Origin of the sequence: Paraburkholderia silviterrae (assembly GCF_004353915.1) — a bacterium.
GTDB lineage: Bacteria > Pseudomonadota > Gammaproteobacteria > Burkholderiales > Burkholderiaceae > Paraburkholderia > Paraburkholderia silviterrae.
Genome location: NZ_SMRP01000009.1, coordinates 30,967 through 54,610, shown reverse-complemented (window position 1 = coordinate 54,610; position 23,644 = coordinate 30,967). Strand labels below are relative to the sequence as shown.

Annotated in this window: 20 protein-coding genes and 1 pseudogene; 10 read left to right on the top strand and 11 right to left on the bottom strand. The window is 64.8% G+C overall.

Features of this window, described 5'->3' with window-relative positions; translation table 11 throughout:
• Both EYW47_RS18910 and EYW47_RS18905 read left to right on the top strand, forming a co-directional pair.
• Entirely contained in the window at nt 1–549 is a 549-nt protein-coding gene (locus EYW47_RS18910) for an RNA polymerase sigma factor (protein WP_133196365.1), read from the top strand.
• 175 nt (nt 550–724) lie between these two features.
• The gene (locus EYW47_RS18905; protein WP_133196364.1) at nt 725–1,771 is read left to right on the top strand and encodes a hypothetical protein; all 1,047 of its coding nucleotides are present in this window, start codon (nt 725–727) and stop codon (nt 1,769–1,771) included.
• 70 nt (nt 1,772–1,841) lie between these two features.
• Here the strand turns inward: EYW47_RS18905 and EYW47_RS18900 are convergent, their stop codons facing one another.
• From EYW47_RS18900 to hpnI, 3 genes are all read right to left on the bottom strand, one after another.
• Nucleotides 1,842–2,735: a LysR family transcriptional regulator gene (locus tag EYW47_RS18900; RefSeq protein ID WP_133196363.1), complete on the bottom strand. Its 894-nt coding sequence runs from the start codon at nt 2,733–2,735 to the stop codon at nt 1,842–1,844.
• Nucleotides 2,736–2,828: 93 nt separating this feature from the next.
• On the bottom strand, nt 2,829–3,821 hold the full coding sequence (locus EYW47_RS18895) for a lysylphosphatidylglycerol synthase domain-containing protein (RefSeq protein ID WP_133196362.1): 993 nt from the start codon (nt 3,819–3,821) through the stop codon (nt 2,829–2,831).
• A gap of 73 nt (nt 3,822–3,894) precedes the next feature.
• Entirely contained in the window at nt 3,895–5,064 is a 1,170-nt protein-coding gene (gene hpnI / locus EYW47_RS18890) for a bacteriohopanetetrol glucosamine biosynthesis glycosyltransferase HpnI (RefSeq protein ID WP_133196579.1), read from the bottom strand.
• 452 nt (nt 5,065–5,516) lie between these two features.
• Between hpnI and EYW47_RS18885 the strand changes: the two genes are divergently transcribed.
• Complete coding sequence (locus tag EYW47_RS18885) at nt 5,517–6,044, top strand: cytochrome b (RefSeq protein ID WP_133196361.1); 528 nt, start codon at nt 5,517–5,519, stop codon at nt 6,042–6,044.
• A 28-nt stretch (nt 6,045–6,072) separates the two neighbouring features.
• Here the strand turns inward: EYW47_RS18885 and EYW47_RS18880 are convergent, their stop codons facing one another.
• From EYW47_RS18880 to EYW47_RS18845, 8 genes are all read right to left on the bottom strand, one after another.
• Nucleotides 6,073–6,999, bottom strand: a complete 927-nt coding sequence (locus tag EYW47_RS18880) for a LysR family transcriptional regulator (protein WP_165976613.1) — start codon at nt 6,997–6,999, stop codon at nt 6,073–6,075.
• 129 nt (nt 7,000–7,128) lie between these two features.
• A complete protein-coding gene (locus EYW47_RS18875; RefSeq protein ID WP_240763797.1) occupies nt 7,129–8,508 on the bottom strand; it encodes a nucleobase:cation symporter-2 family protein in 1,380 nt (459 codons plus the stop codon).
• Between the two features lie 84 nt (nt 8,509–8,592).
• Complete coding sequence (locus tag EYW47_RS18870) at nt 8,593–9,252, bottom strand: glutathione S-transferase family protein (RefSeq protein ID WP_133196359.1); 660 nt, start codon at nt 9,250–9,252, stop codon at nt 8,593–8,595.
• Nucleotides 9,253–9,262: 10 nt separating this feature from the next.
• Nucleotides 9,263–10,999, bottom strand: a complete 1,737-nt coding sequence (locus tag EYW47_RS18865; RefSeq protein WP_133196358.1) for a Rieske 2Fe-2S domain-containing protein — start codon at nt 10,997–10,999, stop codon at nt 9,263–9,265.
• Nucleotides 11,000–11,008: 9 nt separating this feature from the next.
• A complete protein-coding gene (locus tag EYW47_RS18860) occupies nt 11,009–11,869 on the bottom strand; it encodes an aromatic ring-hydroxylating oxygenase subunit alpha (protein WP_133196357.1) in 861 nt (286 codons plus the stop codon).
• A 137-nt stretch (nt 11,870–12,006) separates the two neighbouring features.
• On the bottom strand, nt 12,007–12,444 hold the full coding sequence (locus EYW47_RS18855) for a MarR family winged helix-turn-helix transcriptional regulator (RefSeq protein ID WP_133196356.1): 438 nt from the start codon (nt 12,442–12,444) through the stop codon (nt 12,007–12,009).
• A 74-nt stretch (nt 12,445–12,518) separates the two neighbouring features.
• Nucleotides 12,519–12,935, bottom strand: a complete 417-nt coding sequence (locus tag EYW47_RS18850) for a universal stress protein (protein ID WP_133196355.1) — start codon at nt 12,933–12,935, stop codon at nt 12,519–12,521.
• Between the two features lie 351 nt (nt 12,936–13,286).
• The gene (locus EYW47_RS18845) at nt 13,287–15,260 is read right to left on the bottom strand and encodes an APC family permease (protein WP_133196354.1); all 1,974 of its coding nucleotides are present in this window, start codon (nt 15,258–15,260) and stop codon (nt 13,287–13,289) included.
• Between the two features lie 471 nt (nt 15,261–15,731).
• Here EYW47_RS18845 and EYW47_RS18840 point away from each other — a divergent pair, with 471 nt between their 5' ends.
• The 7 genes and pseudogenes from EYW47_RS18840 to EYW47_RS18810 all read left to right on the top strand — a co-directional run.
• A complete protein-coding gene (locus EYW47_RS18840) occupies nt 15,732–16,283 on the top strand; it encodes a fimbrial protein (RefSeq protein ID WP_133196353.1) in 552 nt (183 codons plus the stop codon).
• A 132-nt stretch (nt 16,284–16,415) separates the two neighbouring features.
• Complete coding sequence (locus EYW47_RS18835) at nt 16,416–17,141, top strand: fimbrial biogenesis chaperone (RefSeq protein WP_240763795.1); 726 nt, start codon at nt 16,416–16,418, stop codon at nt 17,139–17,141.
• Between the two features lies 1 nt (nt 17,142).
• On the top strand, nt 17,143–19,926 hold the full coding sequence (locus EYW47_RS18830; RefSeq protein ID WP_240763794.1) for a fimbria/pilus outer membrane usher protein: 2,784 nt from the start codon (nt 17,143–17,145) through the stop codon (nt 19,924–19,926).
• Nucleotides 19,927–20,054: 128 nt separating this feature from the next.
• A complete protein-coding gene (locus EYW47_RS18825) occupies nt 20,055–21,470 on the top strand; it encodes a fimbrial protein (RefSeq protein ID WP_240763793.1) in 1,416 nt (471 codons plus the stop codon).
• Nucleotides 21,471–21,609: 139 nt separating this feature from the next.
• Complete coding sequence (locus EYW47_RS18820) at nt 21,610–22,332, top strand: fimbrial biogenesis chaperone (protein WP_240763792.1); 723 nt, start codon at nt 21,610–21,612, stop codon at nt 22,330–22,332.
• A 254-nt stretch (nt 22,333–22,586) separates the two neighbouring features.
• Entirely contained in the window at nt 22,587–22,817 is a 231-nt protein-coding gene (locus EYW47_RS18815) for a hypothetical protein (RefSeq protein WP_133196350.1), read from the top strand.
• A gap of 246 nt (nt 22,818–23,063) precedes the next feature.
• A pseudogene (locus tag EYW47_RS18810) lies at nt 23,064–23,522 on the top strand (MFS transporter); the annotation flags it as partial.
• Nucleotides 23,523–23,644 lie beyond the last annotated feature (122 nt).

The window sequence follows — 23,644 nt, the reverse complement described above, 5'->3', positions numbered from 1 at the left end:
ATGGAAATCACCAGCCCGCCCGCCCAGGCAGTCTCGCCACGCGCCGACCCGCTCGATCGCGCCTGGCGGGCATGGCAAGGCAAACTGCGCAGCCGCGCCCGCTTTCTCTGCAAAGGCGACCTTCACGGGGCCGAGGACCTGCTCTCGGAAGCCGCACTCAAAGTGCATCTCTACATGCGCAATTCTCCAGAGCGCGTGAAAAATCTCCCTGCCCTGCTCTATGTCGCGCTCGACCACGCCTTCCTGGACCATGCGCGGCGGCGTGCAAGGGAATGCCACATCCTGCAGCGAGACGTCGAAATCGATGAAGGTTTCAACGCGCCCGACCCTGCCCCATCGGCTGAAGCGCAACTCGCAATCAAGCGGCAGCTCGCGCGCATCGAGCAAGCGCTCATTGCGCTCGCGCCGGGTCAGCAAACGCTCTTCACGCTGAAATTCGAAGACGAGCACTCCTACGCAACGATCGCTGCGTTACTGGGCATCAATGAAGCGCTCGCGCGAAAGCGCGTGGAACTGCTGCGCAAGCAACTGCGCAAGGCGTTCGACTGAGCATTCTGCCAAGCGCGCACTTTCACCGCTTATTCAGCTTCGCCCTTTCACAACTTCATCGTCGAAACGTCAATGCGATGTGACGCGAGACCGCACAAGCGAGCCGCGGCATTCGCGTCGCGCTGGCATCGGACCCGATGCAGACCCTCACACCCGTCGTCGAAAGGAGAGCGCCATGCCGTACACCAAGGTACAACTGATTGCACACTGCCTCAATACCGGACCCAAGCCCGTACGCGGCGGCAAGGAGTATCCGGGACTCGCGGATGCGCAAGCCGACATCGCGCGCCGGGTCGAGCTGATCAAGGCGGCCATGACGGCCGCTTTGCCGCGCGCGAACCCGAACGGCGACGTCCTCAAGGTCATGATGTGGCCAGAGTTTCTGCTGCGCGGCAAAACCGGCGCCTATGAAATGGACGACGTGCAACGCGTCGTCCAGGCGCTGCAAACCGCGGTTAAGGACGCAAAGTGGCAGGACTGGCTGTTCGTATTCGGCACCATCGTCGGCTTCTCGCGCGGCGAACAACCGGGGCTGCTTGCATGGTTGTTCGGCGCGAGGCAGCCACTGGAAGGCTACAACTATGCATTGATCCAGAAAGGTGGCGCAGATGCCGGCCCGGATACCGCATTTTCGGTGCTCAAGGAACATAAGTCCGATATCGACTTTATCGAATCCACCGAGCTCGCCGGCAATAACGGTATCGCGCTCGAGCGGATCGAGCACCTCGATCCGGTTGCGCCTGGACCGCGCGACGAGAACCAGCGCATCAGCTACGACGGCTGCGGCGTCTTCAATATCGTCAAGGACACCAAGGCCGTCAAGATCGGCGTGGAGATCTGCCTCGACTATATCGCGGGCCGCCTTGCGGGCGCGACGCCGCGGCCGCAGGCCGACGTTCATCTGATTCCTTCTTGCGGCGCCGAAATCGAAAAATGGGACCGCGCCAACAGACGGTACCTCGGAACCTCACGTCTCGTCGCGCGCAAAGACGGCTACGCGTTCAACTGTGACGGCCTGCATGACTATCGAGCCGCCCGTCTTGGCAATCCCGATCCCGGGTACGCCAGCGACGTGCGGGTTGTCGAAGACCCCACGCGCACGCCGCAGCAAACGCGCAGAATCGATCCCGATCCCGAGGTCGCGGTGCTTCTCCCAGGCGCCGACGAGCTGTATGTGGGCGGCGCGGGGAAAGTGCGCGTCTATCCGGCTCAACCGCTGTAGCCTGAAGTGGCTGAAGCGGGCCGCAACGGTTGCCGCGTTGTGGGGGCGCGCGGCCCCGCAACGCGAAGCGTTAGCGACTGCTTTCGGCCAGCACGCTTTCGACAAAGGCCACAAACGCCCGCGCCCTGGAGGTCACGAGCCGGCCCGCCGGGAACACGGCCCACAGGTCCAGCGGCGGCAATTGCCAGTCGGTGAGCACGGCGCGCACACTGCCATCGGCGAGCTCGGGCGCGAACATCCATTGCGACACAACGGCCAACCCCATGTGGCCGAGCACGGCCGTACGGATGCCTTCGGCGGCGCTCACGCGCACGCGGCCCGACACCACCACGGCCGTTTCCTTGCCGTTGCGGCTGAACGACCAGGACTCGCCGCCGCCGCGCTGCGAATACACGATCGCCTGATGGCGGCTCAGGTCGGCCGGCGTGGCGGGCACGCCGGCCTCCTCGAAATACGCGGGCGTGCCCACCACGAGCCTCGGGCTGCGGCTGATGCGCCGCGCGGTCATGGCGGAGTCGTCGAGGCTGCCCATGCGCAGCGACACGTCCATGCCCTCTTCGAGCAAATCGATGTTGCGGTCGTCCAGCACGATGTCGATCTCGAGCTGCGGATGCTGGTCGAGAAAGCGCTTGAGCACCGGCATGACGTGCAGGCGCGCAAAGGTGGGGGCCGCCGAAACGCGCAGCCGCCCGGACACGCTCTCCGAAGACTGTCTGGCGGCGTGCTCGGCCTCGTCCGCCTCCTCGATGGCGACTCTCGCGTGCTCGTAGAAGCGCTGGCCGGCATCGGTCGTATTGAGGCCACGCGTCGAGCGCAGCAGCAAGCGCGTGCCCAGGCGCTCCTCCAGTTGCGCGACCGACTTGGAAACAGCGGGCTGCCCCACGCTCAGGCGCCGCGCGGCGGCGGAAAACGACCCGGCCTCGACGACGGCAACGAAGGTTTCCATGGCGGTCATGCGATCCATTGCGAATCCTCTTTTTGCTTTTCTTCGAATCGCGCCCGCGCCTGATCCGGGCCGAGGGCGGGCGTGTGGCCGCCGGGCCCCGGAACGGGCCGCTTACTGCACGCGCTCCGCCTCACGCCGTGACGGCAGCGCATACTCGGCCGCCTGCCAGGCAAACAAACCGGGCACGTAGAACAGCAGATCGCGCACACGCCGCGCGCCGGCGAGCGCGAGACACGTCGGCGCGTCGAAGCCGAGCAGGCCGCCGATCAGCACGAAGCCGCCCTCCTGGACGCCCAGGCCGCCCGGAATCAGAAAAGCCGCACTGCTGACGAGTTGAATGAGCGCTTCGATCACGAACGCCTGCGCGAAGGTCGCGTCTGCGCCGAGCACGTGCAGCGCGCACCAGATCTCCAGCGCGTAGCCCACGCATTGCAGCGTCTGCCAGATCAGCAGATAGCGCACGACCACGCCGGTCTGCCGCCAGATCAGCTTGACGGATTGATCGACGCGCGCGGACTTGCCCACCAGATCGACCACCTTGCCGCTCGTGATCCGGTTGATGGCGTGGGCCGCGCGCTCGAACGGCCGTGCATGCTGAACCAGCGCGAACAGCACCAGCACCGGCGCGATCCCCGCAATCCCCCAGGCGAGCCGGCCGGCGATGTGCGCGGCATCGGAGCTCGAATGCTCGAGCACATAGCCCGCTGCGATCAACCCGAAAATGAGCTGGCTGATCAGCGTGAGCTGCATGTCGGCGACGAGGCTCGCCGCCGCCGTCGCCGGGCGCACGCCGGCACGCCCGAGCAGCCGGAACGAAACGATTTCCCCACCGATGCGCGCAACAGGCAAGAGGCCGTTGACGGACTCGCGTATCCAGACGAGCTTGAGCATGGCCGGGAAAGAGGGGCGCTGCGCCGGGCGGATCAAGCTGCGCCAGTCCCATGCGTTCGCGCACATCGGCAGGATGTGCAGCAAGGCGGCCAGCACGAGGCCCATGCCCGCGCCTTGCAGGAGTTGCAGCACGGCCGCAGGATGGTCTTGCCATACGAGCCACACGGCGACCGCCAGACCGCACAACGCAGCGATACGTCCCAGGTGTTTCATCTGCGTGTGCTCTTGTTCAAATGCGCCTGCGTCTTGACGTTTCTATTCATCTACCACGAAGCTCAATGCTTTTTCATTTTTCGTGAACGGGCGACAGCATCCCGTTCGCGTCGACGCGAAAGCGCGTCCCGCGCCACACCACGCCCGACGAGCAGAAACTCGCGAGATAGATCGCGAACTGAACCGCGTCCCAGATCGGCAGGCACAGCAGCCCGCTGCCCTTTTGCCCGGTGGCGCGGTCGGTCCTCCAGACCAGCAGCGCGCGGGCGAACAGCGCGACGCCGGCCAGCGCCCACGCGGCCAGCGCGCCGCCCGAGAAGGCCACCGCGAGCAACGCGAGCGCCAGCGGATGCATGAACACCGCGCCGAGATGCCCGGAGCGGTCCGCCGCGCGGATGGTTCGGCTCCAGCGCAGCTCGTGCGCGAAGAGCTTGGAGAACGTATTTTCCACGCAAGCGTGCTGCACCACAATGGGCGGGATGGCGACGGTGGCCCCCGCGCGCCGCACGGCTTCGCCCACTGCGTGGTCCTCGGCGAGGTGGTGCGCGAACTGGGCCAGACCGCCGATGCGCGCGAGCATGTCCCGCGTCATCGCAATGGACTGGCCGAAACACGGCCGCGCGCGCCCGAGCGCGAGCCCGGTGACCACGCCCGGCAGGAAATGATAGTTGGTCAGCCCCGCAGCCATGCGGGGCCAGAACCCGGGCGCGCAGAGGCCGCGATAGACCGTCGTCACGAGACCCACGCCCGGCTGCTGCAGGGTCCCGACGATCTGGCGAAGATAGTTGCGCTCGACATAAACGTCGCTATCGGCGAAGCAGAGAACCTCATGCTCGGCCTTCTCCAGCATGTTCACGAGATTCGCGATCTTGCGGTTGGGCCCGTACAAGCGCGCATCGGCCACCACGGTGACGTGCGCGTCGGGATAGCGCTCGCGCAGCCTTTCAACGGTGGCGAGCGCGGCGTCGCACGAATCATGAACGCCAAACAGATACTGCACTGGCCCCGGATAATCCTGGTCGAAGAAACTGGCGAGATGCGCTTCGAGCCGCCATTCGTCGCCGTGCAGCGGCTTGACGATCGTGACGGCGGGAAAGCGCGCCGGCACCGCCACGCCGCGCGCGAAGAAGCGGCCGATCAGCCGGCATGCCGTCACCGTATAAACAATGCCGAGGATGGCGCCCAGGCCGCAGAGGCCCGCAATGGATTGGGCAAATAGATGCGCAACAGTCACTAGCGTCATATGGCCTGGCACGAGCGCAACCGACGCGATATCGATCGTAGCCGGGGGCGCTACCATGCCGCCGCCCGCTCGCACCGGCGTTCGGGGGTAAGGACAGCTCGTCGCTGATCGCTCTTTGATGAAATCATCGCCAGGCACACTCCGGTGCGTTTTGTGGGGGTGCAAAGCTGCAAAAACATGACGCGTCCCCTACGAATGCCAATTTGCTTTGCCTGTTTTTCGCCAGCCTGAAGCCCCAAGTGTCGCACAGGACCGCGCTTGACGAGAGTACCAGCGTTTTCTGACGAAAAGATTAATTGGCCCTCGGGACTTATACCGAAGCGCCCCCAATTTGTGCGTGGCCCCGTGGCGCGAGCACGAACGCTTCACGCGCCGGCCCCCCCTTAAGTCTCTGTTAACCCGTGCCTCCCTACAATCCGACCTCGCATCAGCTCCCCTGAATCGAGGTCACCATGCATACCGCATTACGATACGACGCAGTCGCACGTCTTCTTCACTGGCTCGTCGTGGCACTCGTCGGCGCGCAGTTCGTGCTCGGCTGGACCATGCCCGACGTTCACCGCGATACGCAGCCGGTCGGCCTGATTGCCGCGCACCTGATCGTCGGCACCGCGCTGCTCGCCGCCATGGCGTTGCGCATTCTCTGGCGCGCCACGCATCGCCCGCCCGCCGGCGAACTCTCGGGGCCGTTGCGCGTCCTTTCCTCGCTCACCCATGGTGCGCTATACGCGCTGCTCGTCGCGGTTCCGGTGCTCGGCTGCATCAACGCTTCGTCGCGGGCCTGGCCGCTCACGCTGCTCGGCGTCGTGCCGCTGCCCGCGCTCTCGCCCGCCGGATCGTCTTTCGGGCATGCCATGGGCGACATTCATGGCGTCCTCGCGTGGGCATTGCTCGCACTGATCGGCCTGCATGTCGCCGCGGCGCTGCTGCATCGCTTCGTATTCCGCGATCGCACCCTGCAGCGTATGGCGTTGTGGTGAGCGGCAGGCCCGCGGGCTTGAATACGGCTCACGCGGCTGCCGCCAACTGCTCGGTCAACTGCCCGGCAGCAGCCGCGAATTCCCCCCGCAACCATCGGTGCGCGCCCGACGTATGCCGGCGCGCGTGCCAGACCGCCGATACCGTGAACGGCGCCATTTGCACGGGCGGCTCTAGCACCTGAATCGGCAGATTGCCGACGATGCGCCGCGCGGTCAGCTCGCCGATCATGCCGATCATGTCCGATTGCGACACCAGCAAATGCGCGAGCATGAAATGCGGGACCGTCACGGCCGTGCTCACGCGAATGCCGAGATGCTCGTAGAACGCGTCCACGGCCTCCTTCACGGCGCCGTAGTGGCCGCTCACGCGAATGTGCCGCCCGGCGCGGAACTGCTCGACGGACAGGCTCCCCTGAATATGCGGATGCCCCGCGCGCACGATCGACTTGAGCCGGTCGCAAAAAAGCTTGCGCACGTAGTAGTTCGACGGGGCGGTGTCCTCGTTCCAGAGCACCAGGTCAAGCGTGCCTTCGCGCAGCGCGGCCAGGTCGTTCTCGGGTTCGAGCGGCTTGACGTTGAGCGCGATGCCGGGCGCAGCCACGCTCAAACGGTCCATGAGCACGGGCAGCAGCAGAAAGCCGATGTAGTCGGTGGTGGAGATTTCGAACGTGCCTTCGAACGCAGCCGGATCGAATGCATCGTCCGACTCGATCAGCGCGCCCATGGCGGCCAGCGCGCGCTGCAGCGGCTCGGCCAGTTCCAGGGCGCGCGGCGTGGGCGCGATGCTGCGCCCGGCCGTGACGAAGAGCGGATCGTGAAACAGGTCGCGCAAGCGGTTGAGCGTATGGCTCACGGCCGATTGCGTCATGTTCAGTTGCCGCGCCGTGCGCGTGACGTTGCACTCCCTGAGCAGGGTCGCGAATAGCTGCAGCGATTTCAGGTCGACGTTGTGCAATCCTCCTCCTTCTGGTGGCCAGCGCGAGCCTGTTATTAGCGTGAGCAGGCCCCAGTGTGCGCGCGAGCGTGCGGCTCGCGCGAGGAGGATGGCACGCCGGTGCGGCTTTGCCAATTCGGCACAACCCGCTCAGGGATGGGTCTGGGCAGTTTCGATCGGCGCGAACGCGGCTTTTTCGGCTTTCGAGCCCTTGAGCAAGTTGAAGAACAGGTTCAGCACGACCGCCGTCACGGCCGCGAGCAGAATGCTGCTGTGAAGCAAGGGCGCGAGCCGTTGCGGAAACCGGTTGAAGAACTCCGGGTTGACGACCGGCAGCAGACCCACGCTCACGCTGATCGCCACGATATAGGCGTTGAAGCGGTTATGCGTGAAGTCGACCTGCGCGAGAATGCGCACGCCGCATGCCGCGATCATGCCGAACATGATGAGCCCCCCACCGCCGAGCACGCAGGCGGGCACGGAGGCCACGAGCGCCGACATCTTCGGCACGAGCCCCATGACCATGAGCAGCACCGCGCCGAACGCGCAGACCCAGCGGCTGCGCACGCCGGTAATGCTCACCAGCCCGATGTTCTCCGCATACGAAGTGTAGGGAAAGATGTTGAACAACGCGCCGAGCAGCGTGCCGGCGGCGTCGGCCCGAAAGCCATTGGCCATCTCTTTCGCGCCCACGGGCTTGCCGGTCATCTCGCCCACGGCGACGAACATGCCGGTCGCCTCGATGAACGTCACGAGCATCACGATCGACATCGCCACGCTCGACCACAGATCGAACTTCGGCGCGCCGAAATGAAACGGCGTCACCATGCCGAACCACGCCGCCCGATGCACCGCGGAGAAGTCGATGGTCCCGGTGAATGCCGTGAGCGCCATGCCGAAGACGATGCCGAGCAAGACCGCGATATTGCGCACGAAGCCGTTGAAGTACTTCGTCACCACGAGAATGAACGCAAGCACGAGGAACGACATGCCGATCAGATGCGGGCTGCCGTAGTCGGGGTTGCCGATGCCTCCGGCAACCCAGCTCGCGCTCACGCCCATCAGGCACAGCCCCACCACGAGGATCTCGGTGCCGATCACCACTGCCGGGAAAAAGCGCAGGAGTCTCGCCATCAGCGGCGCGGCCAATAGCCCGAAGAGGCCCGAGCAGATCATCGAGCCGAAGATGCCCGGCAGGCCGAGCGCTGGATTCGAGGCAATGGCGATCATCGGCCCGACGCTGGTGAACGTCACGCCCATCATGATAGGCAGGCGGATGCCGAAGTTCCTGAAACCCACCGACTGTATGAGCGTCACGAGCCCCGAGACGAACAGATCGACGCTGATGAGATACGTCACCTGATCTTTGGGCAGCTTGAGCGCCATGCCGATAATGAGCGGCACGGCGATCGCGCCCGTGTACATCACCATCACGTGCTGCATGCCGAGCAGCGCGAGGCGCCCGGCGGGCAGCACTTCGTCGACGGGCTCCCGCGAGTCCGCGGGCAGATAGCGCTTCGATTGAGCCATGTAATCCTCCCCGCTGTGTGCGGTATGTGCGTTGGAATGCAGTGAATCCGACTGCCGGAGCGCCGGACCATCATCGACAAATGTTCAGGATGGCTGATTAGCTTGAATGGCTGCTGCGCCTGGAAAGATGCCGGCCATCACGACAAAGCCGGGCAGCGCCTTGACCCGGTCGGTCCAGCGGCGAATCGCCGGGTAATCGATGAGCGAGATGCCGCCCTCCTCGGCGAGCATCGCGTAAGGAAAACAGGCGATGTCGGCGATCGTCGGGCGCACGCCGGCGCAAAGCCAGCCGTCGTCTTCCCGCTCGGCAAACCAGAGCCGTTCGTCGAGCACGCGAAAGAGCGCGTGCGCGCCGCTGCGGGCCGCATCGGCGTCGATGTCGTAGCCGAAGACCTCGGCCAGACGCGCGGCCGAGGCGGTGCCGGTCATGCCGTCGGCGAACGCCAGCCACATGTTCACCTCAGCGAGCCGGCGCGGGTCGTCGGTCGGATACCAGCAGCGGCTCGCGTCGTAGCGCGCGGCCAGATAGCTGAGGATGGCCTGGGCATCGCGCAGCACGAAACCGTCGTCGTCGAGCACGGGCAACTGGCCCAGCGGATTGAGCGCGAGAAAGGCCTCCTGCTTGTGCGCCCTGGCCGGATGGAATTCGACCTCGACGCGTTCGTAGGGCAATTGCAGGAGGCTCATCATCAAGCGCAGCTTGTAGCAGTTGCCCGAGAGCTCGTAGTCGTAGAGCGTAATCACGGTCGCTTCCTTAAAGGTCGAGGATCAGCAAGTCGGAACGGCTACGCGAGACGCACGCGAGCAGGCAATTGCCGCGCTCCTTTTCGTCGCTGGAGAGGTAGACGTCGCGGTGCTCGGGCTCGCCCTGCGCGATGCCCACGCGGCATGTGCCGCACACGCCTTGCTCGCACGAAGTGGGCACGGCCACGCCGCGTGCCTGAATGGCATCGGCGAGACTCACGCCGGCCGGCACGACGAATTCCTGGCCGCTGCGTTGCAGGCGCACGCGAAACGGCTGGTCCCCAGCGTGCGAGACCTCGTTGGCAAACAGCTCGAAGTGAACATGCGAATCGGGAAATCCCAACGCGCGCGCGTCCTCGCGCACCAGATCGATTAGCGGGCGCGGGCCGCATGCGTAGAGATGTGCGCCGGCCATGGCGTCACGCAACGCCTCGCTCACGGCTTCGGCGGTCTGAGCGGCGTCCAGCCCCGCGTGCGAGCGGACGTGCGAGAGCTCTGCCAGGCGGCTCGCAAACGCCATGTGCTCGCGGCTGCGCACGAAGTTGTGCAGCCGGTAAGGCACGCCGGCATGCTGCAATGCGCTGGCCATCGCGAGAATCGGCGTAATGCCGATGCCGCCGGCGATCAGCACCGCGGGCGCGCCCTCCACGAGGCGGAAATGGGCTTTGGGCGGCGAGACGAGGATTGACGCGCCCACCTCCAGCGCATCGTGCAGCGAGCGCGAGCCGCCGCGCGAGGCGCTTTCGCGTTTCACGCCGATCACGAAGCGCTCGCGCTCGCCCGGCGCGTTGACGAGCGAGTACTGACGCACGCAGCCGGCCGGCGTCTGCACGTCGATGTGCGCGCCGGGTTCCATGGGCAGCGACGCAATTTCAGGCGCGCTCAACTCGAACGCGACAATGTCCTGCGCGGTGACCTCGCGCCGCTGAACCGTCGCGCTCAGCCAGCGCTTTGCGCTGTCCGCCGTGTTCGAGCGCACCGCAATCGGGATAATACGTTGTGAGCGCAACGATTCGTCGGCATGCGTGTTGCGCTCCACCGTGCGGCGCAACGCACTCAGCAAACGATTGTGCAAGCGTGGCAGATCGATATCCGCAGCGCCATTCAAGGCGGCATTGCCGTGCACGACCGTTCGCACCGCACTGGCCGGCTGCAGCCAGAACTGGGCCGAATGCGCGCCATCGGCGCTTTGCCAGGCGACGTCGAGACGATCGCCGCACCGGTGTGTGCACGCGCTCCCCGGCATCGCCTGGGTATCCGCAAGCGCATACGCGGCGAGCGCATCGGCTACGGCATCGAGCGGCGCGTCGAACGTCAGGCTGCGCAGCGGCACGCCGGGCGCGGCGGTATCGTCGCGGCCATCGACAAAGCCGTCGTTCGCTGTCGCGCCGAGGTTGACCCACAGGCAAGCGTCTTTCTCCGCGATCGCGAACGTTCGCGCGCACAGGCTCGCCGGAGGCTGCCCCTGCAAGGACGCCGGAATACGCGTGCAGCGCCCGTCGCCAGTGCGGTATTGCCAGCCGTGGTATTGGCAACGCACGGTCGCGCCAGTGTTGGTGCCCAGCGTGAAGCGCACGCTGCGATGGGGGCAGCGGTTTTCCCATGCGTTGACGGCGCCATCGTCGGCGCGCCACAGCGCAAGTTCCACGCCGTGCAACTGGGTGTGAAAGACGTGCCGCAGCGGCACGTCGGTGGCGCGGCCCACCATGTGCCAGCCGCGCGGGAGCGAGGTTGTCGTTTGATCCATGATCGAGGCTCAATGCGCAGCGGGTGAAGGTGTGCTGAAGGTCCCGTAAGCGACCCCGCGCTCGCGCAGCCAGCGCCGGTAGGCGACCGACATGGCGTCGGCGCGCGTGGGCACTTCGAACGCCGGATCGAGCGGCAGCGTGCGCGGCACGTGATTGGACAGGATCATGAGGTCCTGTCCGAAGATGGTTTGCTGGAAGAGCCGCAGGCCGCTGTCCGGGGTGGTGTCGTCGAGGTAGACCAGCACCGTGTGCGCTATACACCGGCTCTCGTCAACGGGCTGCACGAACAGGCAAATGACGTCGCGCCGCGCGGGCTGATGCGGGCTGGTCTTGTAGAGCATGGCCGTGAACGGACGCGCAACACGGTATACGTATTGGGCGTCGATGCCCGTCTGCGCGGAGGCCGCGCTCATCGGCTGATAAAAACGGCAGTCGCGCGCGAAAAGCTCCCCGCCTTCGTGTTCGACGCGGTAAGGCGCCACCTCGGTGTGCGGCTCTTCGCCGAGCAAGCCGGTGTGCACATAGGGGAAATGCGCCATGTCGAGAAAATTCTCGATCACGCGCAGCCCGGACGCGTGCACGGCAAACGAGCCCGCCCCCAGAATGCGCCGGTCGGTCTCGTCGAATTCGGGCAGCGCGAACGTGTCTGCCTGCGGATCGCCCAGCGAGAGCCACACGGTATGGAGCCGCTGCTGCACCCGGCAGGGCTTCGCCGTGTCGGTGCGCGTGGCCCGCACGGCGCCCGTGCCGTCGCTCAGATACTCGACCGGCGCGCCGAGCAGGCGCGTCGAATACGTCACGCCCGGCTTGACGTCCTCCATCACCGCAACCGGGTACCACTCGTCCAGAACGGCCGCTTCAATGCTCATCTGTCGCTCTCCCATGCAAGTCGCGCATTCGATGCGCGATGGGAGAACGGTAGAGGCTTCAAAAAACCGCAGCCAACGCTATTCCTTCATGCGAGGTATGAACGATTTCGATGGGTCGCGGCGCAGGGCCGAAAGGCTCAGTCGCCCGAGAATTTGCGCAGCAGCCGGCAGAGTTCGGTGAACTCGGCCTTGGTGAATTTGCGCAACCGCGCGTTGAGCACCTTGGGAGCAATCTCAGGAATCTGCGCGGCGACGGCCGCGCCCTCTTTCGTCAACGCGAGGTTCACCACGCGACGGTCCTCGACGCTGCGCGAGCGCTCGACCAGCCCCTTGGTTTCCAGTTTGTCGAGCAGGCGCGTCATCAGGCCCGTATCGATTCCGAGCAGCTTCGAAAGCTCGAAAGGCGTGCTGGCAGCGCCCACGCTGATCGACAGGAGCACGCCCATTTGCGGGCTCGTGATGTCCAGATCGGCGAGCGCCGCATCCATCTCGGAGGTGATCAGATTACGCGCCTTCGCAAGGGCGAAGCCCACGCTCTCGGTGAGCGTGAAGTTCTTCGGCGTGTAGTGATCCATCGGGCGGCTCCGTTGCGCATTATTGATCGCAACAATAGCTGCAAGGTCAGATTGGGTCAAGGTGCCCGGGCGCGCTACTGCAGCAGCGTAACGGGCGTATGCATGAGGCGGCGCAGTCGCGCGAGCACGCTCCATTTGCGCAAGAAGCCCAGACCGCTCGCATCGAGCACCACGATGTCGGCACGGCCGCGCTCGGCGGACGAAGCGATCACGCGCTCGGGCGACCCGAACACGCGCTTCCAGGTGTAAGGCACACCCGCATCGTCGAGAATCGCGCATGTTTGCAACAGCGCGTCTTGCATCGCCTGCTTTTCGCCGCGCCGCAGTGCGCCAATCGAATGGAAGGCCACGCTGCGGTCGTAGCCGGGATCGTCGAGCACTTCGACGATTTCGACTTCCGATACGCAGCGCTGCGCGAAGAGGAACGCGCCGTGGCGCGCCGCTTCCCGCGCGCCATGGCGGTCGATGATGGGAATGAGAAGTTTCAACACCAGGAATCTCGTGGAGGTTTTTGGAGCGGTTGATGCCCGCACTGGCATCGGGTGCGTTTCGTGTGCGTCTATGAGCACGGTACTGCTCTGCACCATAAAACACCGAAAAGATCGCACGCGACGGTGCATAAATTGTGTAAACGTGAGGGGATCGGGTTCACGATTCTCTTGTGTCACTTTTTCTTCTTGCTCGGTTTGAAGGTGTGGTTCTTTGTGGCTTTGGCCTTAACTTGTATTCGCGGCCCGCCGCGAATACAAGTTTTACCCCCCAAAAAACAGCCATATTCCAGCCAACCGAGTTGGCACTACCTACGCGACGGGTACTACGCATCTAGACTAAGGCGCCTCGAGTCACCCCACATTCATCGGCAACAGCACCATCTGCTTGCCTTGCAGATGCAAACGCGACTGAATTTCGACAGGCGTCTGGTTGTGCAGCCATGCGGTCAGGAAGCTCACGCGCCGGAAGATCAGCTTGCTCGCGAAGCAGACGCTATTCGGATACTCGTCCATCGTCTTTTCGGCGAGGCTCATGAATTCGAGCACCGGATGCGTGCCGAATGCAACACGGTAGTCGGCGGCAATGCCATGCCGGCGGCAGTGCGCCATGTAGTACTCGAGCGAGGACATCATGGTGTGCTTGAGGCGCTCGAGATGCTCGGCGCCCTCGTAGCTTTGCGCATCCACTTCGCCCACCGCGAGGAAAATCACGTTCTTGAAGTGGCCGGGAAAGAGCCGGTTCACCCATAGCAGCGCATGCATGCTCGCGCCGCGATGCTTGCCCACCAGCAGGATCGCCGTCGGCTGCGCCGGATCGAGCGCGAGCGCGGCTTGTTGGGCGTCCACTTCGGGCGCCTGCCCGGCGAACAGCTCATCCTCGCGCGTGAGCTGCGCGCGCGTGTCCGTGTAGTGGCGCTTGATGAAGAAGCACAGCGCAACGACGGCGCTCGTCACGAGCACGGTCAGCCAGCCGCCTTCCGTGAACTTTTCGACCAGCGTGATCACGAGCACCGTAGCGGTCACGGAAAGCCCCAGCGCCGAAAGCGCGAAGTGCTTGAGCCACGGTTGCCCGTCGCGCCGGTGCTGCCACCAGTACGTGCACATGCCGAGCAGCGAGAGGCTGAAGGTCAGGAACACGTTGATGCTGTAGAGCACCACCAGCACGGAAACATCGCCGCGCGTCCACAGCAGGATCACGAGACTCGCCACGCCCATCACGATGATGCCGTTCTGCCTCACGAGGCGCGTGGAGAGATCGCGGAAGTGGCGCGGCACCCAGGAGTCGACGGCCATGTTCGAGAGCACGGCGGGACCGTCGAGAAAGCCCGTTTGCGCGCCCACGAGCAAGAGCCCCGCTTCGAACGCGAGCACGGCGGCCAGCAGCGCATGACGCGCGAACGACGAGCCCAGCCCCAAATGATCGATCACGCTGCCGAACACGACCGCGTTGAGCGTCTCGCCCTCGACGGGCTTCGCGTGCCACAGCATATAGAGCAGGATGATGCCGCCCGCCGTAAACGCGAGCGAAGAAGCCATATAGGTCATCGTAAGCTTGCCGTTGGGCACGCGCGGCTCGGCGAGCATGTTCACGTTGTTCGAGACGGCTTCGAGACCGGTATAGGTCCCGCCGCCGAGCGAGAACGCGCGCATGAGGAGCGCGGCCACCACGAGCGGCCCGAGCGCGTGCGCCATGCCATGCGCCTCGCCCACGGCATCCGGCACGATGCCCGCGAGATGGCTGCCGTGCACCGCCACGCCATAGACGATCAGCCCCGCATGCAGCACGACGAAGCCGATGAAGATCGGCAACAGCACCAGGATCGACTCGCGCATGCCGCGGAAATTGAGTCCCGTCATGAGCACGATGAGGATCAGCTCGGTTACGAGCTTGACCGATTGCGCGCCGACCGGCAACAAGCTGAAGAATGCGTCGACGCCGCTCGCGAGCGAGGTCGCCACCGTCAGCACGTAGTCCACGAGCAGCGCCGCGCCGGAGACCAGGCCCGGACGCGGCCCGAGCAGCGCGGTCGCGACGCGGTAGCCGCCGCCGCCCGTGGGGAACAATTCGATGACCTGGTTATAGCCGAGCGCGATGATGAAGACCGTCAACGCGGTGGCGAGCGCGAGAAAGAGCGCGAGCGCATGGTGCTGGCCGAGCGCGAGGAAGGCTTCCTCCGGGCCGTAACACGACGAAGAAAGGCCGTCCGCGCCGAGTCCCACCCATGCGAGCAAGGGCGTCACGGCAATGGCGTGGCGCGTTCGGGGGTCGAGCGGATCGAGCGGCGCACCGACAAGCAGGCGCCAAACCTTGTTGTGTGCAGCCATGGCTCCTCCGCTACGGCGGGACAGGCGCGGATCATTCTGCCATAGCGGTAATACGAGGTTGCCAGGGATAAACGAGGGTCTGGCGCCTAACGCACATTTCAATTCGCTTGCGGCAAATTTACCGAACGCTCATCAACCATGGATTCCTGATCAATGTCCGGATGCCCGCCGGCGTTCGCCCCCCTGGTGCGCGCTTCGCTGGTGCCGCAGCTTCAAATACATAGGTATCCAGAATATTGTTCCTGGAGTTTTCCAGCCTCCTGCGCCAGCCATACGCTGACAGAACAATCTGAGCAGATCCCGATCCTCCTGTAGGACGCGCCTCCATTCGGCGACCTCATATCAAAGAGGCAGCCTTTGTACCTCATTTTTTCCCAAAGGTAGCGGGAGCAAATCTAGGAAAAGTCCTATGCATTTTGAGAATACCAACTTTTATTCTTATCCATCCAATCAACTGAATAGGAAAAGTCAATGACCCTCAACAAAAAACTCGCCGCGATCGCAGTGGTTGCGGCTGTCACCGCTCCGGCCATGGCGTACGCAGGCAGCGGCAACACCATCAACTTCCAGGGTGAAGTGACGACCCAGACCTGCGCGGTCACGATCAACGGCAACGCAGCCAATCCGACGGTGCTCCTGCCCACCGTCTCGACCGCGGCTCTCGCGACTGCGGGCAGCAACGCCGGCACGACCAACTTCACGGTCGGCGTGACCGGCTGTACGTCGCAGTCGAGCGCGACGCCGATCAAAACGGTGTTCGTCGGCAACCAGGTCGACAGCAACGGTAACCTCGGCAACACCGGCACCGCAGGCAGCGTAGCTCTGCAACTGCTGGATCCCACCGCGCCGTCGACGCCGTTCAGCCTGCTCGGCGCCACGGGCTATGCCGCTCCCGGTCTGAGCCTCGCTGCTGGCGCGACCTCGGCGACGTACAACTTCGCTGTTCGCTACTACAGCGCAACGGGTAGCGCAACCGCCGGTTCGGTGCTGGGTAGCGTGCAGTACGCAGTCAGCTATCAGTAAGACTCGAGCGCCTGTCCCGCCGGGCCCGGCGCCCGAAACCGGGCCCGGAGGCTTCCAGGCCCGGCTTCTCAATCGCTCTGCAAAGAAGGTAAAAACGGCATGACGTGGTTCAACGCGAAACTATTCAAGGTGATGGCGCCGCTGGTGCTGGCTCTGGCGGCGCAACCAGGAAGCGCCAGCGTCATCATGCCCGCGACCCGGGTGATCTACCCCGCCGACGCGCGCGAGCAGACCGTGCAGTTCACGAGCCAGAATGACTCGCCAAGCGTCATGCAGCTGTGGATCGACTCCGGCGATCCGGGGTCCACGCCCCAGACCGCCGACGCCCCCTTCGTCGTCACGCCGCCGGTTTTCAGGATCGATCCGAAAGCCGGACAGGCCGTCCGCCTCATGTTTACCGGCAAGGAACTGCCCCAAGATCGTGAATCGGTGTTCTACCTGAACACCCTGGAGATCCCTTCCCTCAACCGTGCTTACGCCGACCAGAACCAGATGCTGGTGATGCTGCGCAACCGGCTCAAGATCTTCTATCGCCCGGCAGGCATCGCAGGCAGCGCACAGAAAGCGCCTGAGCAGTTGAGTTTCCATCTTGAGAGCGAAGCCGGCAAATGGCGGGTGAGCGCGAACAACGCATCGGGCTACTACATCTCGCTCATCGAGGGCAGTCTCGTCAGCGGCTCGCATGTCTCGAACTTCACGCCGACCATGATCGCGCCGCATTCCGGGCAAAGCTGGCCGGTCGAATCCGCGCGCATCGATGACACCGCCGCGGTGCGCGTGAAAGTGAAGTACATCGACGACTACGGTGCAATCCGCGACGCCGAGTATCCGCTCACCGGCACGACGGGAAAGAACTGAGATGACGCGCCCGGTTCAGGACGCGGCGCGCCCTGCGCGCCGCGCGGCGAAACACGCCTCGAGAAAAGACCTGCATGCGGCCTCCCGGCTGTCGCTCAGCATGGTCGCGCTGGGTTTCGCGGTGCCGTCCCTCCCGGTGTACGCCGCGCCTGTCGATATCGACGCGAGCGATTCCGGCGCGGCCGCGCCGTCCACGCTCGCCTACAACTTCGACAGCCGGCTTCTGCTCGGCTCGTCGCTGGGCGTGGCCGACATCGAGCGCTACAACAAGGCGAGCGTCATCGACCCGGGCCGCTATCAGGTGGACATCTACCTGAACAGCAACTTCATTTCGCGCATGGCCGTCGAGTTTCGCACGGCCCAGGACGGTGAGCTCTACCCCTGCCTGAGCGATGGGTTCCTGCGCGAAAGCGGCGTGCTCGTCTCGGGCATCCAGTCCGGCGACGAGCACGCCAATGCCGCGCCCGCCGAGGCGCCGCTGCCGGGCAGCCAGAGCGGCACGGCCGCCGGCGCGGACCAGGCCGGCGGCACAAACACGCCCGGGGAATGCCTGCCGGTCGCCAAGCGCATCGCAGGCGCGTCCACGACATTCGACCTGTCGCGCCTGCGCCTCGATATCAGCGTCCCCCAGGCGATGATGAAAAGCACGCCGCGCGGATCGATCGACGTCAAGAGCCTCGACGCCGGCCAGACCATGGCCTACGTCAATTACGACACCAACTACTACACGTCGTCGGCGCACGGCTACAAGGGCGACTCGTTCTACGCCGGCCTGAACGCGGGCGTCAACGTCGGGCTCTGGCGCCTGCATCAGCAGTCCGCCTTCACTTATTCGGACGGCGACAATTACCACTACTCGCGCTGGAACAACATCCGCGCCTATGCCGAGCGGCCCCTGCCGCAAATCGGCAGCGATCTCGTCGTCGGACAGAACTACACCAGCGGCAACCTGCTGAGTTCGGTCGGCTATACCGGTTTTCATCTCGAAACCGACGAGCGTTCCCTGCCCGATTCGATGCAGGGCTACGCACCCGTGGTGACCGGCATCGCGAATACCAATGCGCGCGTGGTCATCAGCCAGAATGGCAACACGATCTATCAAACGACGGTCGCGCCCGGACCATTCAGGATTACTGATCTCAACCCGACCAGCTTCCAGGGCGACCTGACCGTCCAGGTGTTCGAAGCGAACGGGCAGGTGTCCTCGTTCGTGGTGCCGTTCTCGGCCGTGCCGAGCTCGCGGCGCGCGGGCTCGTCCCACTACAGCGTCACGCTCGGCAAGGTGCGCCAGGTCGAGGGCGCGAATGCCACGTTCGCGGACCTGACCTACGAGCGCGGCCTGACCAACAGCATCACGCTCAACAGCGCCACGCGCCTCGCCAACGACTACCAGGCGCTGCTCGCGGGCGCGGTGTTCTCCACCCCCATCGGCGCAGTTGGCGTGAACGCGTCGTGGTCGAACGCGCTCGACGTGACCGGCCATCACACCAACGGCTGGCTCGGCTCCGTCACCTACAGCCATACGATCGAGGCCACCCAGACCAATTTCGCGCTCGCCGGCTACCGCTATTCGACGAGCGGCTATCGCGATTTCGTCGACGCGCTCGGCGCGCGCGCCGCCTGGCAGAACGGCCAGAACTGGTCATCGAGCACCTACCAGCAGCGCAACCAGTTCACGGTCAACGTGAACCAGAACTTCAACAGCTTCGGTTCGCTGTCGTTCTCGCTCGGCGTGAGCAACTACTACGGGGCCAAGGCGCGCGATACGCAGTTCCAGATCAGCTACAACAACCATTTCAAGTCGTTGAGCTACAACCTGACGTTCGTGCGCCAGCACACCGGGCCGCTCTACGCGACGAACGGACCGGGCTTCTACGCAGGCGGCGGGCAGACCGGCGTCCAGACAGGCGCCCAGTATCCGACCTCGAACACGTTCATGGCGACCGTGACGATTCCGTTCGGCTCCGGGCCGCGCGCCGCGTCGGTGTCCGGCGGTGTCACGCTCGACTCGCATTCGAGCAGCACTTATCAGACCTCGGTCTCCGGCATCGCCGACGAGGCGCAGACCGTCAGCTACGGCCTCACGGGCACGGCGCAAACGGGCGACGGCCAGCGCAGCATCAGCGGCAACATCCAGAAGAACCTGTCGATGATCACGATGGGCGCGAGCTACTCGCAGGGCAACGGCTTCTGGCAGGGCGGCGCCACGGCGCGCGGGTCGGCGGTCGCGCACAGCGGCGGCGTCACGCTCGGGCCATATCTCTCCGACACGTTCGGCGTGGTCGAGGCCAAGGGCGCCGAAGGCGCGACGGTGCGCAACGGTCAGGGCGCGCAGGTGGACCGCTGGGGCTATGCGATCGTGCCATCGCTCACGCCCTATCGCTACAACGACGTCGCGCTCGACAGCAAGGGCATCGGCACCCGTGCGGAGCTCACGGGCAACCAGCTGCGCGTCGCGCCCTACCCTGGCTCGGCCGTGCTGCTGCGCTTCTCGACCTTGACCGGTCATGCCGTGCTGATCCGCTCCACGCTGCCGGACGGCAAGCCCCTGCCGCTCGGCGCAGACGTCCTGAACAGCGACGGCGCAGCCATCGGCATGGTCGGCCAGGGCGGCCAGCTCTATGCGCGCGTGCCGTCGGATCGTGGCGTCGTCACCGTGAAGTGGGGCGAGCGGCACGAAGACCGCTGCACGATTCCTTATGACGTCAGCGGGCAGGATCCCAAGGCCGCCCTGGTGAACCTGACGGCCGGCTGCACCCCCGTCGAAGCGTCGGCCAGGCAATGAGCGACGCCCTGCTCAACGCAACGAGACCGGCGGCGAACCCGGGCGCGCAGGCCGGCGCCCGGCCGCACCGGTCCACCATCGACAGACAAGATCCGCAATCGAGAGTCACATCCATGTCCGGCAGATTCATGAACTCCCTTGCACACGCGCTCAGCGCGCGTCGAACCGCCTGGCTGGCGCTCTTCGCCTGCGCCCTCGGCCTGGGCCTGCCCACGTCGTCGTGGGCGGTGTCCACGGCAACGGGTTGCTACAAGATCACGGGCCTCACCACCGACCCGAACAGCGCGTACTACACCGATCCCGGCACGATCACGACGAACTGGGTGGGCTCGACCGATACGGCGGGACAAGGCGCCTACCCGATGACCGTCACGATCAACACCCCGCCCTTCGTGCCCGACGGCACGCTGGTTGGCAGCGGCGTTTCGCCCGTCTACAACATGGGATCCAACGGCGTGGGCACCTACAGCCCCGAACAGGTCCTGTGGCGCTGCTCGCCCGAGCCCGCCACGGCCAATGGCCTGCAAGAGTTCTACTCGACCAACGGCGACAACGACTATGCCGGCAAGTGGGACGCGAGCGCAGTCTCCGGCATCCCAGGCACCTATTACACCTATTACAAGGGCCTCGTATCGCGCATCACCAATCTCACGACGGGACAGTACGTCTCCCGCTATTGGAATGCCCGGCAGATGACGGGCCTCGACAAGGACAGCCAGGGCTGGCTGCTCGTGAAGGCCAAGAACTTCAGCCACTACAAGCTCGAATTCTTCCAGTGCAACGCCTGCACCGCCTACTATTCCAACACCTCCGCCAACCCCGGCTACTGGTCCTACACACAGCCGGTGGGTTACGTGGCATTCGTCGCGCCCAACTTCGGCGGCAACGTCAAGATCGGTGCCGACCACAACGTGGCATACGACGGGTTTTACGGCCGCTGGCCGGGAGCGATTACGCCGTATAACAGCGTCTACATCAGGCGAACGGCAACCTGCGCCGTGACCTATGCCACGCCGGTCGTCTCGTTTCCGCTGATTACCGTGAGAGAGCTGAATCAGGGCGTCACCCGTCAGTTGCCCGTGACGATCCAGATGCAATGCCAGACCACGACCCCATCGGGCATGGGCGCCTTCGCGAGCGGCACCGCGGCTAACCAGACCGCGCTCGGCATCCTCGCACAGCCAGCCAATGCACGGGCCGCGGTCGCGGCGGAACTCACGACCACCGGCAGCGGCGTGACCTACCTGCTTTCCGACGGCTACGGCACGGATCCTTCGGTGGCGACCGGCGTCGGCGTCGCCCTGACGAGACCGGGCGGCGGTGCGCTTAACTTCCTCACGAACCAGTATGTCACGCTGGGCGGCGCGAACGATGGCTGGGATCCCGTCCTGAACGACGCGACCTCGACCGGGTCGCCGGGCACAGGATTGACTTCGTACACGCGCAAGATCAACGCGACCTTCAAGGCCTTCGCGCCGGGAACGGTGGCCATCACGCCCGGCCGCTACAACGCCACCGCCCAGGTCATCGTCCGTGTCCAGTAAAGCCGACCACAACATGTGCGCTGAGCCTTACCGTGTTCGCGCACGCGAATCAGGGCCGCGCGGCCGTCATGCGCGGGCGGAGCTCTGGTGGCCCGTTCGCCTTCGCCGCCTCTGCCGCCTCGCCACACTCGCGCTCAGCGTGGCGGCACTGCTGGCCGCCGCGCTGAGCCTGCCCGCTCATGCGGGCGTGACGCCCGAAGTATCGCGCGTGATTTTTCCCGCCGGCGAGACCGAGCAGTCGCTGCAGGTCTTCAACGCCAACACCTGGCCCGTGCTGGTCCAGGCCTGGGTCGACGACGGCCGCATCGACGCCGTGCCCCAGGAATCGACCGCTCCGTTCGTGGTGCTGCCGCCGATTTTCCGCATGGCCGCGGGCGACCAGACCAGCCTGCGGATCATCCACTCCGGCGAGAAGCTGCCGACCGACCGCGAATCGCTGTTCTGGCTCAACGTGTACGAGATCCCGGGCTTGCTCAAAGAGCATCAGCCGGACAACGCGCAAGCCGTGACGGTCACGATGCGCACGCAGATCAAGGTCTTCGTGCGCCCGGCCGGACTGCCCTATGGGTCGCGCGAACTGCCGAAACGGCTCACCTTCTCGCTCGCGCAGGCCGGAGGCAAACTCACGCTCCGGATCGGCAATCCGACGCCCTACTACGCATCCTTCAGCGCGGTCCTCGTGAAGGCCGGCGGCCACTCGCAGCAGATCACGCCCGACATGGTCGCGCCGCTCTCCACCGCCACGCTCGCACTCGATGCGCTCGACGCCCAGGCGGGCGAACGCGCCGAAGTGCTGTTCTCACTGATCGACGATGACGGCATCCCCGTGGTCGACAGCGTCAAGGCCGAAATCGCGCCTTGACGCAAGCTGCAGGCACGGTTCCTGAAGCCAGCTGAGGAGGCCAGGCCGGGACTGTGTCAGCGTGCTTGCGACGGCGTTGTCAAGTTGACGGCGACAGGCCGGGCCAATCGATATCATCAGGAATCCTGCTGAAAAGATAACGCACCCGATTGACGCTAAACCAGGGGTCCGGCGCCACACATATATTCCAATTCGCTTTCGGCACTTTCGCCAAACAAGACCGACAAACCGATCGTGTTCGGCGCATCGCATCGATGCAGGCCGCCGTCTCCAGCGAAGGGTTTCTGATCGTTTCGCCGGATCGGGAACCGTTGCGCGCGGCACTGTCCGAGGTGCGGCCGGCCGGCGAGCCTGGCGCGGACTGGCGCTCATGGGCGCTGGTTTCGAATCGGCGCGCGGCGGTGGACACGCTGGTAAGCGTCGATGCAATCAGCGAGCTCGACGAGGGACGGCAGCGTGACGGCATCCAGTATGTCGGCGCATGACTGCATGGCTTGCCGCTGGCATCACTGGATGCGAATCCAGCGTATGTGGATGAATGGGCAGGGAAAAATGCTTCTACCCTTAGCATCCGCGCGGAATTTCCATTCCATAAAAAAACGATTCCAAAACGCATTTTAGTTTTTATTCTTGCGTTATATCCATATCATGGATGGCAAGCGGCACCGGATCCGCGCGTGAACGGCATGCCGCTGCCTCAAGAATCTCAAACTATTCAGCGGACAACACCGATGCGTACCGAATCAGGTGTCAAGCGTGTCATCGTTGCGGCCGTGCCGGCCAACGCAATGGAGTGGTTCGATTTCACCATCTTCGCGGCGATGACGCCGATCATCAGCCAACTGTTCTTTCCCTCCGGGCACGGCGCCGATCTGAACGCGATCCTCCTCACCACCGCCTTGTTCGGCGCCGGATTTTTCATGCGGCCCGTGGGCGGCGTCCTGCTCGGCCTCTACGGCGACAAATACGGGCGCAAGACCGCGATGACGCTCGGCATGGGCATCATGGCGCTGTCCGCCGCGATCATGACGTTCGCGCCCACCTATGCCACGGCCGGCCTGCTCGCGCCGCTCTTGATGCTGGTCGCGCGGCTGCTGCAGGGCTTCTCGATAGGCGGCGAATTCGGCGCCTCGACGGCGTTTCTGATCGAGCTCGCGCCGCCCAATCGCACGGGTTACTTCGGCTCCTGGTATGCTACGCCTGAGCTGTATGGTGATGAATGGATCGATGCCGATCACGTTTCCTCAGTGCAGAGTGATCCGGTGCAGGAATCGATTTGAATCGGTTTCGTTCTGGTTTTATTCTGGTTTTA